Annotated in this window: 11 protein-coding genes; 5 read left to right on the top strand and 6 right to left on the bottom strand. The window is 70.9% G+C overall.

Annotation, left to right across the window (positions count from 1 at the left end):
• Positions 1–2 precede the first annotated feature (2 nt).
• Positions 3–1169: an ATP-grasp domain-containing protein gene (locus tag G4D86_RS31210; RefSeq protein WP_163997722.1), complete on the bottom strand. Its 1167-nt coding sequence runs from the start codon at positions 1167–1169 to the stop codon at positions 3–5.
• A 121-nt stretch (positions 1170–1290) separates the two neighbouring features.
• Between G4D86_RS31210 and G4D86_RS52270 the strand changes: the two genes are divergently transcribed.
• Positions 1291–3306 carry an N-acetylmuramidase domain-containing protein gene (locus G4D86_RS52270; protein ID WP_205519875.1) on the top strand — a complete coding sequence of 672 codons (2016 nt, stop codon included), beginning with the start codon at positions 1291–1293 and terminating at the stop codon, positions 3304–3306.
• A gap of 56 nt (positions 3307–3362) precedes the next feature.
• Here G4D86_RS52270 and G4D86_RS31200 read toward each other — a convergent pair whose 3' ends face one another.
• Positions 3363–3875 (bottom strand): hypothetical protein, encoded by a 513-nt coding sequence (locus G4D86_RS31200; RefSeq protein WP_163997721.1) that lies wholly within the window; start codon positions 3873–3875, stop codon positions 3363–3365.
• Positions 3876–4302: 427 nt separating this feature from the next.
• Between G4D86_RS31200 and G4D86_RS31195 the strand changes: the two genes are divergently transcribed.
• On the top strand, positions 4303–4704 hold the full coding sequence (locus G4D86_RS31195) for a PEGA domain-containing protein (protein ID WP_163997720.1): 402 nt from the start codon (positions 4303–4305) through the stop codon (positions 4702–4704).
• On the opposite strand, the gene G4D86_RS31190 is transcribed toward G4D86_RS31195, so the two are convergent.
• Positions 4705–6591, bottom strand: a complete 1887-nt coding sequence (locus tag G4D86_RS31190; RefSeq protein ID WP_163997719.1) for a caspase family protein — start codon at positions 6589–6591, stop codon at positions 4705–4707.
• Between the two features lie 66 nt (positions 6592–6657).
• Between G4D86_RS31190 and G4D86_RS31185 the strand changes: the two genes are divergently transcribed.
• The gene (locus tag G4D86_RS31185) at positions 6658–7533 is read left to right on the top strand and encodes a GNAT family N-acetyltransferase (RefSeq protein WP_163997718.1); all 876 of its coding nucleotides are present in this window, start codon (positions 6658–6660) and stop codon (positions 7531–7533) included.
• A gap of 78 nt (positions 7534–7611) precedes the next feature.
• Here the strand turns inward: G4D86_RS31185 and htpX are convergent, their stop codons facing one another.
• Positions 7612–8559, bottom strand: a complete 948-nt coding sequence (gene htpX / locus G4D86_RS31180; RefSeq protein WP_163997717.1) for a protease HtpX — start codon at positions 8557–8559, stop codon at positions 7612–7614.
• Positions 8560–8776: 217 nt separating this feature from the next.
• Positions 8777–9766, bottom strand: a complete 990-nt coding sequence (locus tag G4D86_RS31175) for a threonine ammonia-lyase (protein ID WP_163997716.1) — start codon at positions 9764–9766, stop codon at positions 8777–8779.
• A gap of 113 nt (positions 9767–9879) precedes the next feature.
• On the opposite strand from G4D86_RS31175, the gene G4D86_RS31170 reads away from it, so the two are divergent.
• Together G4D86_RS31170 and G4D86_RS31165 are read left to right on the top strand one after the other, a co-directional pair.
• A complete protein-coding gene (locus G4D86_RS31170; RefSeq protein WP_163997715.1) occupies positions 9880–10773 on the top strand; it encodes a LysR family transcriptional regulator in 894 nt (297 codons plus the stop codon).
• Positions 10774–10788: 15 nt separating this feature from the next.
• Positions 10789–11235: a hypothetical protein gene (locus G4D86_RS31165; protein WP_163997714.1), complete on the top strand. Its 447-nt coding sequence runs from the start codon at positions 10789–10791 to the stop codon at positions 11233–11235.
• A 3-nt stretch (positions 11236–11238) separates the two neighbouring features.
• Here the strand turns inward: G4D86_RS31165 and G4D86_RS31160 are convergent, their stop codons facing one another.
• On the bottom strand, positions 11239–12417 hold the full coding sequence (locus G4D86_RS31160) for an acyltransferase family protein (RefSeq protein WP_163997713.1): 1179 nt from the start codon (positions 12415–12417) through the stop codon (positions 11239–11241).
• Positions 12418–12439: the final 22 nt, after the last annotated feature.

The raw sequence follows: 12439 nt of genomic DNA, 5'->3' as shown, positions 1-12439 counted from the left end.
CCTCACTCGGTGGCCTGGATGAAGCGCACCGCGTCGTGCATGGCGTCCAGGTCCGCGTGCCGGGTGAGGTACATCTCCTCGCCCATGAGGCTGTGGTAGACGGGCGGCAGGTGCTCCTGGTGCTGCAAGAGTGACTTGCCCAGCTTCTCCACAATCTGTTTGTGGTTGTGTTTGTAGCGGCGGCTCTTGCGGCGCGCGCTATGACAGACGTTGTAGCGCGGCGTATAGCGGAAGTCCGCCACCGGGTCCCCCGTCACCACGCGCGCCCAGAGCCGGTACACGTCGATGTCGCACGTGTAGTTCATCATGTCGGTGATGAAGCCGCCGGGCGGGCGCAGGTTCACCTCCAGCACGATGAACTTCCCATCCGGCAGCTTGAAGAACTCCAGGTGGAACCAGCGCTCGCGCAGGCCGCACGCGGCCACCACCTCGCGGCCCAGGACGTCCAGGCCGGGGGGCGTCTCCTGGAGGCTCCAGAAGGAGATGTCGCGCTTCTCCAGCACCGTCTCCATGCCGCCGTCGCTGTACTGGTGGCTGAGGCTGAAGACGATGGCGCCGTGCCTGTCGACGATGCCGTCGTAGGTGACGATGGTGCCGCGCACGAAGGGCTGGCCCACGTAGGACGTGGGCAGCGGGTGGGACAGGGCGGCATCCACCTCCTTGTCGCTGGCCACCTTGAACGTGTGCGCCGCGCCCACGCCCACGTCGGGCTTGAGGACGAGCGGGTAGCCCACCTTCTCCGCGAAGGCCTTCACCTGACCGGCGTCGCGCACGCGGATGAGCTCCGGGTGGGGCACGCCGGCGGCGTGGAAGACCTCTGCCATGCCGGACTTGGAGCGCAGCCGGTGGATGTCCGCGGGCTGCAGGCCGGGGACGTGGAAGTCCTCGCGCAGGCGGGCCTCCACCTCCAGCCAGGACTCGTTGAGCGAGTCGATGCGGTGGATGCGCCCGTGCCTCCAGGTGAGGTAGCCGGCCGCGCGGACGAGGGCGTCCTCGTCATGGAGGTTGGGGACGAGGAAGTACTCGCGCAGGGACTCGCGCAGCTCGGAGCGCAGCGAGTCGAAGGGCGCATCGCCGATTCCCAGCACCGTGACGCCGCGCTCGCGCAGGGCGGCGACGAAGTGGAAGTACTGGGGCGGGAATTGGGGGGAGATGAAGACGAAGTTCATGGCTCCTCGGGGCGGGTCCCGACGAGGGTGACCATAGCGGCGCCCAGGGTCGAGTCCTACTTCCTTGCCACCCCTCCAGGAGGGTGTACGACATTTCACTCTCGGCATGGAGCGCTGGCGAATGGCTCCCAGGTGGGCAGGCGAGCCCGCGCGAGAGGGGGGATGGCTCCCACGGAGCGCGGGCGCCTACGCTCGGGGGCACACCCCAGCCGCGAGGTCCGCCACGAACCGCTTCACGGGAGCCGCGACTCCACTCACGTCCCAGGGCATCGACGCCTGTGCCAGCCGGCTGTCCGTCCACCCCGCGGAGCTGTGGACGGTGCTCCAGGTGGAGACGCGCGGCTGCGGCTACTTCGCCGACCGCCGGCCCATCATCCTCTTCGAGCGCCACATCTTCAGCCGCCGGACGAAGGGCCGCTTCGACGCGCAGGCGCCTGACGTCAGCAACCCGAAGGCCGGGGGCTACGCGGGCGGCGTGGCGGAGTACGAGCGGCTCGAGCGGGCGCTCGCGCTGGACGCGTCCGCGGCGCTGATGAGCGCGTCCTGGGGCCTGGGCCAGGTGATGGGCTTCCACGCCACGGACCTGGGCTACGGCTCCGTCGAGCAGTTCGTCGACCGGATGATGGCGTCCGAGGACGAGCAGCTCGGCGCGCTCGCCGCATTCATCGAGAAGAACGGGCTGGGGAAGGCGCTGCAGAACCACGACTGGGCCACCTTCGCGAAGGGCTACAACGGCCCGGCCTACGAGAAGAACCAGTACGACAAGAAGCTGGCGTCGGCGTACCTGCGCCTGTCCACCCAGGCCTCGCCGGACGTGGGCGTGCGCGAGGGACAGCTGCGGCTCATGTTCCTCGGCTTCGAGCCGGGCACGCCCGACGGGGCCATGGGTTCGCACACGAAGGCGGCCCTCAAGAAGTTCCAGGCGCAGCAGCAGCTCCCCATCACCGCCGAATTCGACGCGGCCACGCTGGACGCGCTGCGGAAGCAGCAGGCGCTCCTTCCGCGGAGCGACACGGGCACCGAGGCTTTGGCGAAGCAGGCCAGCGCGCCCGCCGCCGTGAGCCAGCCTGCTCCGGTACCGGTGCCCACGGTGGCACCCGCCACCATCGCTCCCGCCGTCGCCGTCAGCGCGCCCGTCCCCGCCCCCGCGCTGACAAGCGCTCCCGCCGAGTCCGCGCCGGCGCTCGCGATGAGTCCGCCCCCGCCCACCCCGGAGTCCGCGCTCACGGTCTCCCCCGCCACGTCCACGTCGGCCCTCCCGGCCGTCCAGCCCGCGCGGAACACCGTCGTCACCGCGCCCGCGTGGACGCTTGCGCCACGCGGCAGCCCCGGCACCGCGGCCACGCTCGAGCCCCTCACCGTCATCCCCTCGGATGCACCGGAGATGCGGGAAGCCCCAGCGCTCGCGGAGCCCCTGGCCACGCAGCTGCGCCAGCGCCTCTCGCAGCCGATGGAGCCGGACCTCCAGGCCGAGCTCTCACGCGTCCTCGTGCTGCGCGGCAAGGCCGCTCCGGAGCTGGGAGCGCCCGCCGTGGAGACGCTGGACCTGTGCATCACGGCCCTGCTGGGGGACAAGCCCAACCTCTCCTTCGCGCGCAGCACGCGCCTGCGCATCGCCTCCGCGCTCGCGGACCGCCTCTACCCGCTGCGCCCGCTGCCCATCCTCCGCTCCAGCTCGCCCTCCATGCAGGTGGTGCTCGGGCTGGGGCTGCTGCTGCTGTGCAGCCACGGCCTCGCCACGCTCGTGCACCAGTTGCTCACCACCGAGGCCACGACGTTCCTCGGCGTTCCCGCCCGCACGCTGTTGCTGGTGGGGCTGTGCGGCGCCGTCGGTGGTGTGGTGAGCATCCTCATGCGGCTGGGGGACTTCGAGAAGATGCGGGGCGCCAGCCGCGTCTCCATGCTGATGCAGGGCTTCTTCAAGCCGCTGGTCGGCATGTACTGCGCCATCTTCGGCTTCGCGCTGATGAAGTCCGGCGTGCTGCCCCTCCAGCCGGCGACGCCCGAGTCGGCCCTCTACCTCAACATGTCCGTGTGCTTCCTGCTCGGCTTCAGCGAGCGGCTCGCCCAGGACCTGTTCATCCGCGCGGGTGAGGGACTCGTCACCCTCGGCGCGAACCGCTCCTCGCCGTCCTGAGCCCACGGGGCGGGCCCCTCCCATGCAGCGGAGGGGCCCGGGGACTCACGGCGGAGTCAGTGTTTGCACTCGCACTTCCGGCACTCGTACCCCAGGGACGCGCGCAGGCTGTCGGCACCCTCATAGCGGCAATCGTCCGCGGACTTCGCGCCGATGCGTACGTCGCCCGGGAGGTAGTCCTCGAAGATGATGCACACCTGGGCCACCTTGTCGGGGCCCTGCACCTCGAAGCGGTAGTCCGCGTTGAGCTCCTGGCATGGCCCACCGTTGGTCTTGAGCCGGTCCGTCACCTCCTCGGTGCCGCGAGACTCCGTCTTGAGGAACACGCGGAAGTCCCTGACGGGGCAATCGCCGAAGTCGAGGAAGATGTGGGTGATGTTCTTGTCGCGCTCGATGGGGTCGAAGCAGATCTTCTTCCCACACTGCTGGCCGGAGTCCTCCCCCATCTGGTTGAGGTAGCGCTCCGTCGCGCTCTGCGCGGAGTCCTCCACCGTCGCCTCGCTGCCACAGCCCACGCCCACCACGCCCGCCATCACCGCCGCCACAAGGCCCGCTTTCCACTGGCGCATTGAAGACCTCGCTTCCCTGCCCGAAGGCAGCACCCGGGAGCGTCCATCGCTCCCCGGCCGGCGCATCGAGCAACGCCTGTGCCGCCCGCGAGGATGTCGGAACGTGGAAGGCCCACAGGACCGGGGAGGCATGTCCCACAGACCGCGAGACGGGGTCAGCGCCGCATTCACGTCCGTCGCAGGGAAGGACGTGGGACGTCGCGGTCCTTCCATTCTCTCCGTGAGGTCTCCGGGGAACAACACGGAGGGAAAAACCCTCGCTGGGGCCGTGGTGACTCGGAGGAGCGTGGACGGCACTTGCGAGGGGACAGGCGCGGCGTGCAATCTCGCCCGGGCATCCCGAGGGCCGCTGGTGGCCTCGCACAGTGCGCGGCATGCCCTGGAGCCATGAGCGTTGGAACGCCTCGCGCATGAACAGGGAGCGCCCATGAGCCGACCCACCGCGCGCCGCGTGTGCGCCCTCTTCACGGCCGCGCTCCTGACGGGGTGCGCGAGCACCACCACCATCCGCAGCACGCCGTCGGGCGCCACCGTCTTCGTCGACAACGAGCGCGTGGGCACCACGCCCTGCAAGTACTCCGACCGGCGCGCCTCGTTCTCACAGGTGACGGTCCGCCTGGAGAAGGAGGGCTACCAGCCCCTCAACGCGGTGATGCGCCGAGACGGGAGCGTCGAGATCTCCGCCCTCCTCTTCGGCGGCCTCCTCTTCCCGCTCATCTGGGTGGCGGGCTATCCGGGCCAGCACAGCTACGTGCTCCAGCCCGTGACGGACCTGGATGACGTGGACTGGGACAGGCCGCCCGGGCCCGACACGGACGACCTCTACTGACTAGAAGAGCCAGCCCGCGCCGATGATGGGCAGGAGTTGCAGGTGGGGGCTGCCGTCCTTCGGGTAGATGGCGAGCCCCAGCCCCGCGTCGATGAAGAAGCCACCCTCGGCCACGTACTGAAGGCCGGCGTCCAGGTGCAGGTTGAGGTTGAAGACCTCCTCGGCGGGGATGTCGCCGGGTCGCTTCGGGTCGGTGGTGATGTTGTTGCCACCCACGCCGATGCTCGCGTTGTCGCTCCCGAGCCCAGGCACGCCCACGTGCACGCCCGCGCCCAGGAAGGGGCTGAAGCGCGAGTTCACCAGCGACCACCGCGTGCCCGCGTCGATGCCGCCAAAGCCGATGTCCAGCGCGACGTAAGGGAACAAGTCCTTCCGTGCCACGTAGGTGGCGGCGATGACCATCACCCCACGCGAGCTGAAGAGGTCCAGCCCCACGCCCCAGATGCGGCCCAGCCGGGGGTTGCGCTGGAACTCCAGCAGGGCCTCCGCGCGCTGCGTTTCGTCGCGCGCCTGGGTGGCCTCCTCTTCCTGGAGCTGTTGATACCGGCGCAGGAAGTCCGGGTCCTCCGGCAGCGTGGGGTCCGCGGCGATGGCCGCGCGCAGGGCCCGGTGCTCGCGGCCCTTGTCTCCCGTGCGCTCGTACGCCTCGGCCAGGCGCACCAGCCCGCGCGCCCGCCCGCGCAGCGAGGCCGCGTCGTCCGGCACCTCCTTCAGCACCTGGTCGAAGAGGCGCAGCGCCGCGCGCGCCTCACCGGCCGCCAGCAGCCGCAGCGCCTCGTCGCGGCGCCAGTCGCGCAATTCCGCCGGGTCGCCGGTGTCCTCCGGGCGGCCCTTGAGCAGGCCCGAGGACAGCGGCCGTGGCTCGAAGGCCAGCCCGGTCACCGCCACGCGCGAGCCCGCCTCCAGCTTCACCGCCGCCGACTCCACCGACTCCGCGCCCACGCGCTTGACGTGGTAGTCGCCCGGCGCGAGCGCCAGCAGCAACTCCCGCTCCGGCTGGGTGCGGCCCTCGGCGGCCAGCCGCCGCTCGGCGCGGTCCACCACCACGTAGCGCTCGCCCTCCACGCGCGGCAGCACCAGCGTGGCGGAGGCACGCTCCAGCCACGTCAGCACCACCTCGCCCTGGCCCTTCAGCTCGTAGCGGAAGGCGGGCCGCTGCGGCACCGGCGTGGCCGCGGTGTCCGCCTCCGTGCGCTGGAAGGCGTGCTGGTACGCCTCGGAGAGCGTCACCTTGCCGTCCTCGTTGGCATCCGCCGCGCCGCGCAGGCCGGAGACGAGGTGGTGCGTGAAGACGGAGCCCGCCAGGGCGCGCCGCTCCTGCGACAGCTCATCCGCGCCGCTGGAGGTGAGCAGCGCGAGCCCATTCACCTCCAGCTCGTCCACCACCTGGGACTCGAAGGTGGCCACGGGCCGGCCGCCCTTGGTGTCCACGATGGAGCCGCTGCGGCACGCATCCACCACACCCAGGCGCACGCGGCCCGGCGAGTCGCGCAGCATCGCGTACAGCTCTTCATGGGACAGCGGCTCGCCGCGCAGGTGCAGGTGCCGCGCGTCCGCGTGGCCCGAGTAGTAGACGAACAGCAGCGTGTCCCCGCGCCCGGCGCGCAGCCAGCCGCTCATCTTGCGCAGCAGCGCGCGCACCTCGGTGGTGTCCGGGTCCCTCAGCAGGTGGACGCGGTCGGCGGAGAAGCCGCCCAGCTCCACCAGCACGTCGCGCACGTGCTCCGCGTCGGACTCCGCGTGGCGCAGCGGCTTGTCGTTGGCCCAGCCCACGTTGGCGCCGATGACGACGGCGTAGCGCTCCTCCGCGAGCGCCGACGCGGGGACGGCCAGCAGCGCGGTGAGCAAGGCCCAGGTGATGCGAGACGTCCGTGTTACCCCTGCCATGCATTTTCAATATCACGCCGGGCTCACGGGCCGCTCGGGCCCCCCATGACACGGTAGAGTCCGTGCATGGGCCCTGCTCCCGTCCCCCCAGTCACCGAAATTGGTTCCCGCGACACCGTGCTCCAGACCGCGTTCTGCGACTACGTGCCCCAGGTGTTCCGCCGCGCCGACTTCCGCCACTGGCGCGAGTGGGGTGAGTGGGATGACGACTACCGCGCGTTCGCCCTCTTCGAGGACGGCCGCGTGGTGGCCAACACCTCGGTGATGCGGATGCGGCTGCGCATGGACGGGCGAGAAGTCCCCGCCTTCCAGCTCGGCGCGGTGGGCTGCATCCCCTCGCACCGTGGGAAGGGCCTGTCGCGCGTGGTGATGGACGCGGCGCTGGAGGCCTGCGGCGACACGCCGGTGCTGCTGTTCGCCAACCCCCGGGTGCGCGAGTACTACCCGCGCTTCGGCTTCCAGCCGTGGCTGCAGACGCTCTTCGCCGCCGAGCACGAAGCCGTGCCGGAAGGACCTCCCGCCCCCACGCTCGATTTGGAGGACGCGAAGGTCCGGGCCCGCTTCGCCGCGCTCTCCCGCGAGGGCCATCCGTCCACGGAGCGCTTCGGCGCGCGAGGCTATTCGACGGTGGCAAGCTGGCACTTCGCGAACAGCTTCGCGCGGCCCCTGCGGCAGCTCGGCCCCGACACGTGGGTGTCCGCGAGCGTCGAGGGCGACACGCTGCACCTCGACGACATCTTCACCCGCGAGCCCTTCGATTTGCGCGCCAGCCTCCCGCGCCTGATTGACCGTCCCATCCGGAGCATCCGGTTCGGCTTCACGCCCGAGCGCTGGTGGCCGGGCGCGGTGGAGGCCGGCGAGGACACCGAGGCCGACCTCTTCGTGCGAGGACTGACCCCGTCACGCGAGGCCCACCGCTTCCCCGTGCTGGCGCACACCTGACCGCCGCTCCCCTGCTCCCACTCCAGGGGGCCGGGCGTCAGTCCATCCCGGCACCCTGGCTACAGACGCAATTCAACATCAGACCGCCGCGTCCGTGGCGAGGCGTGCGCCGCCGCGCCAGCTCCCGTCCACGAGCCGCTGGATGCGCTGCTCCAGCGGCGGGTGGGTGGAGAACAGCGCCAGCATGCCGCCGCCGCGGATGCCGAAGGCCTGCATGTTGGACGGGAGCAGGGCGGACTCGTCCCGCAGCTGGCGCAGCCGGTTGAGGGCGCGGGCCATGGAGCCTGCGTCCACCAGCGTGGCGCCGCCGTCGTCCGCGCGGAACTCCCGCCGCCGGCTGAACCAGGCGACGATGAGGCTGGCGCCGATGCCGAGCAGCAGCTGCATCACCAGGCTGGTGATGAAGTACGCGGGCCCGGTGCCGCCACGCTCCTCACCGTCCTCGGAGCGGTTGAGGAACCGGTCCACGACGAAGCCCACCACGCGGCTGACGAAGATGACGAAGGTGTTGAGCACGCCCTGCAACAGGGTGAGCGTCACCATGTCACCGTTGGCGACGTGGGCCACCTCGTGGCCGAGCACCGCCTCCACCTCGTCGCGCCGCATGCCTTGGAGCAGGCCGGTGGAGACGGCGACCAGCGCGCTGTCCCGCCGAGCACCCGTGGCGAAGGCGTTCATGTCCGGGCTGTCGTAGACGGCCACCTCGGGCGCGCCGATGCCGGCGTCACGCGCCAGGCGGTGGACGGTCTGCACCAGCCACAGCTCGGACTCGGTGCGAGGCGAGTCGATGACGCGTGCGCCGGTGCTCCACTTCGCCATCGTCTTGGAGAGCAGCAGCGAGATGATGGAGCCGCCGAAGCCCATCACCGCCGACATGATGAGCAGCGCGGTCAGGTTGAGCCCCGTGCCCTGACGGGCCAGGAAGCTGTCCACGCCGAGCAGCCGACCGACGATGGCCAGCATCCCCACCACCGCGAGGTTGGTCAGGATGAACAGCGCGATGCGACCGACGAAACTTCTCTTCATGGCCCTCTCTCCGAAAGTGCGCGTTGACCTCAACATTCAACGGCGCGGAGCAGATGCAAGTCGCCCAGGCCGGGAAGTGTCGTGGCGCACCTGGAACAGCGCGGAGGCCGGGGCCATCCAGAGATTGTTCCTTCGTCGAGGTGAGGTTTTCTCTATGGCTGGAGGGGCTGCGGCTCGTTAGAGGTGAGGGTGAAGCATCTCCTCGTCGACAGCCAGCTCACGCGGGCGGCGCTGTGAGTCGCTCACCGAGCAACTGGACGTACCGGGCCCGGCTGATGTTGCGGCCGGTGATGACCACGGCGATGTGGCGGAAGCCCTCGGGCGGATGGCGCAGCAACGCGGCCACGGTGGCGGCTCCAGAGGGCTCGACGACGAGCTGGTGTTCCTCCAGCAGCCACGCCATTGCGTCCCGGAGGTCCTCCTCCGACACGAGCAGCACCCGGTCCACGTACTCGCGAGCGAGGGGCAGCGTGAGGGTGTCGGGCTCGGGCTGCGCGCCCAGGCCGTCGGCGATGCTCGGCCGCGACTCCACGGGAACGGGCCGGCCGTGGCGCATCCACTCGGCGAGCACCGGGCTCACCTCGGGCTGCACACCCCACAGTTGCATGCGCGGGTTGCGCGCCTTCATCGCCACGCCCATGCCGCTGATGAGGCCACCCCCGCCAATGCCCACCACCGCGAGGTCTACTTCGGGCAGGTCGTCGAGCACCTCCAACCCCACGGTGCCACCGCCGGAGATGATGTCCGGGTCGTTGTAGGCGGAGACGAAGAGGCGCTGGTGCTCGCGAGCGTGGGCCCGGGCCGCCTCGCGAGCGGCGGGTACTGAATCGTGGAAGTGGAGCCGCGCTCCGTCGCGGCGCATGACCTCCACCTTGCGAGCATCCGCGGTATGCGGAAGGAACAACTCCACGGGGACGCCGAGCCGCCGCCCCGCATGGGCGAGCCCGATGCCATGCCCTCCGGCGGTGGAGGCCACCACGCCCCGTGCGCGCGTCGACGCGTCCACGTACAGCAGCTTGTTGAAGGAGATGCGCGGCTTGAAGCTGCCCGTCACCTGGAGGCACTCCAGCTTGAGGAAGACGCGGCCGCCCGTCCGCGCGGAGAGCGCGGCGGAGGGCTCCAGCGGCGTGTGACGGATGAACGGCGCGATGCGCTCGCGCGCCTGGAGGATGGACTGGGGCGTGACGGCCCGGAGCTCGGAGGACACGTGGGACTCCTGTCCGCGGCGCGGACACCCGCGCGCGGCCCCATGGATGTGCCAGCCGGGGTGCCCGCGCGGAAGGGGCAGGAGCGCGGGGGCAGGCATGCGAGAATGCAGGCGTGGACTGGAATGACCTGCGCTACCTGCTGGCCGTGCATGAGGGCGGCTCGCTCGCATCGGCGGCTCGCAAGCTGCGCGTGGACGCGGCGACGGTGGGCCGGCGGCTCGCGGCGCTGGAGCGTGCCGTGGGCGTGCGCCTCCTGGAGAAGGCCCCCGGAGGCATGCGGCTGACGGCCGCGGGCGAGCAGGCGGTGGAGGCCGCCCGGCACATCGACGACACGACCACCACGCTGGAGCGCCAGCTCGCCGGAGCGGACGTCCAGGTGTCCGGCAGCGTGCGCGTCACGGCGCCGGAGACGGTGGTGAGCCACGTGCTCGCGCCCCACCTGCCCGACTGGCGCGCGCGCCACCCCGCGCTGCGCCTGGAATTGCTCGCGGCCACGCAGGTGCTCAACCTCTCGCGCCGGGAAGCGGACCTCGCCGTGCGGCTGTTCCGCCCGCAGGAGCCCGCGCTCACCGTGCGCAAGCTGGGAGACCTCTCCTTCGCGCTGTACGGCTCGAAGGCATATGTGCGCAAGCACGGGCGTCCGAAGCTGGAGTCCCTGCGCGAGCACGTGCTGCTCGGCTACGACGACTCCCTGTCACAGACGCCGGAGCAGCAGTGGCTGGAGCGCGCGGGGAACGGAGCCCTGTTCGCCCTGCGCAGCAACAGCCGCTATGTGCTGCTGGAGGCGGCACGTAAGGGACTGGGGCTCACGGTGCTGCCCTGCTACCTCGCGGACGCGGTGCCGGACCTCGCGAGGCTCTCTCCAGTGGACGCGCTTCCCACGCGAGAGGCGTGGCTCGTCGTGCATCCGGACCTCCAGCACGCCGCGCGCGTACGGGCGGCCATCGACCTGCTGGTGGAGGCCTTCCAGCGCGAAGCCCCCCGGCTGCGCGGTGAGCGCCCATGAGCACCTGGAGCACCCATGCCGTATGAGCGGCTCAAGAAGGGCGAGCTGGTGGTCATGGCCCGCGTGCCCGGCTTCGAGGACGAGCTCCACGCCGTCCAGCTCCGGCTCACCTCCTCGGGCCGGGCCACATACACGCACTCGTGGCTCGTCCATGGCGCGGGTCGGGTCTCCGAGCAGACGAAGCACGTCTTCAATGCCTCGGTCATGCGGAGGATTTCGAGCCTCATCCAGGGGCTCCCACCCCAGGGCCCTCCGCACAGAGTCATCGACGACTTCGCCTCGTGGGAGTTCGAGACCTGGCACGGCGAGGAGGTGCGCACCCTCAGCATCCACGAGATCTATCTCGAAGAGCGAAGGCGCCAGCACTTCGAGAGTCACTTCGGGGCGGAGACCTATCCCGCCATCCACCGCCTCCGCGCCCTCTGGGCCCTGCTGAACTTCCCCTTCAAGCGGGAGTGGTGAGCGCTACGTCCGCGCGGTCCCCACGTCGAGCGACGCCGGTGACGCCGGGCGCGCGGGCGCGGCCAGCCGGCTGCGCAGCCAGCGGCGCGAGGGTTCCTCCACGCGGCGGAAGACGACGAGCGAGACGGCCACGCACAGCAGCGCGTACCCGGTGAAGAAGACCGGGCCCCGGGACCACCAGCCCAGCCGCAGGTACACGTCCACGGCGTGCAGCCAGTTGTTGAGGGGCGAGTGCAGCAGGTACAGCGCATAGCTGGCCTCGCCCAGCGCCACCATGCCTGGCCGGGCCAGCGCGCGCGCCAGCGGGTCCGTCCCACCCGCGAGCCCCCAGATGAGGCACGCGAAGCCGGGCAGCAACGCCAGGTCCTTGAAGTACAGCGCGAGATGGCCCCACTGCACCCCGAACAGCACCAGGCTCACCACCACGCCCACCGCCACCATGGCCCTGTCGAAGGGCACGGAGACTCGCGGGCGCAGGCAGTACAGCCGGCCCAGGAACACGCCACAGAGGAACTGCGGCAGGCGCAGCAGCGGGTTGTACGCACCCACCACCTTCCAGGCCTCGGAGTCCAGACCACTGCCGGGCTGCGACGCCACGTACAGGCCGTACAGCCAGCCGCCCATGAGCACCACGCCCGCGAGCGCCGACAGAGCCAGGGCCACCCGCAGCCCACTGCGGCTCATGCGCAGCACGGGCAGCGCCGCGAAGGGGAACACCAGGTAGAAGAATGCCTCCACGGACAGCGACCAGCCGGGGCAGTTCCACTGGCAGGCCGCGCCAGGGAGCCACGCCTGGAACAGCCCGCCCACCGCGGTGCCGATGCCGGCGATGGTGAGCAGCGACTCGCCCGTGACGCCCTGCTGCTGGAGCACCTTGCCCACGAAGACGGGCGCGGCGAGCACGAGGCCGAGCAGGTACACCGGATACACGCGGGCGAAGCGCGCCAGCCAGAACGCGCGGCGGGGCACCGTGGCGTCCGGCTCGGCGCCCAGGTAGCTGTAGGCGAGGATGAAGCCGGAGAGGACGAAGAACAGCGTCACGCTGTTGGGGCCGCTGTCCACCGTGTTGGCGAGCCACGCCGGCAGGCCGTCCCGGTCCAGGTAGTGGAACAGCACCACGTGGAAGGCCGCCAGGAAGCGCAGGCCGGTGAGCGCGGGCAACGGTCTGAGAGCGGTCCTCATGGATGCAGGCGCGCCAGCATGC

It is taken from the genome of Pyxidicoccus caerfyrddinensis (genome assembly GCF_010894405.1).
Taxonomy (GTDB): domain Bacteria; phylum Myxococcota; class Myxococcia; order Myxococcales; family Myxococcaceae; genus Myxococcus; species Myxococcus caerfyrddinensis.
Note: the sequence above shows the minus strand (reverse complement) of the source record. Positions and strands in the feature narration are given on the sequence as shown.

Bases quoted from the DNA above. Each gene is read 5' to 3' on its own strand.
- G4D86_RS31210 (WP_163997722.1), bottom strand. From the start codon at position 1,169: ATGAACTTCGTCTTCATCTCCCCCCAATTCCCGCCCCAGTACTTCCAC.
- G4D86_RS52270 (WP_205519875.1), top strand. From the start codon at position 1,291: ATGGCTCCCAGGTGGGCAGGCGAGCCCGCGCGAGAGGGGGGATGGCTC.
- G4D86_RS31200 (WP_163997721.1), bottom strand. From the start codon at position 3,875: ATGCGCCAGTGGAAAGCGGGCCTTGTGGCGGCGGTGATGGCGGGCGTG.
- G4D86_RS31195 (WP_163997720.1), top strand. From the start codon at position 4,303: ATGAGCCGACCCACCGCGCGCCGCGTGTGCGCCCTCTTCACGGCCGCG.
- G4D86_RS31190 (WP_163997719.1), bottom strand. From the start codon at position 6,591: ATGGCAGGGGTAACACGGACGTCTCGCATCACCTGGGCCTTGCTCACC.
- G4D86_RS31185 (WP_163997718.1), top strand. From the start codon at position 6,658: ATGGGCCCTGCTCCCGTCCCCCCAGTCACCGAAATTGGTTCCCGCGAC.
- htpX (WP_163997717.1), bottom strand. From the start codon at position 8,559: ATGAAGAGAAGTTTCGTCGGTCGCATCGCGCTGTTCATCCTGACCAAC.
- G4D86_RS31165 (WP_163997714.1), top strand. From the start codon at position 10,789: ATGCCGTATGAGCGGCTCAAGAAGGGCGAGCTGGTGGTCATGGCCCGC.
- G4D86_RS31160 (WP_163997713.1), bottom strand. From the start codon at position 12,417: ATGAGGACCGCTCTCAGACCGTTGCCCGCGCTCACCGGCCTGCGCTTC.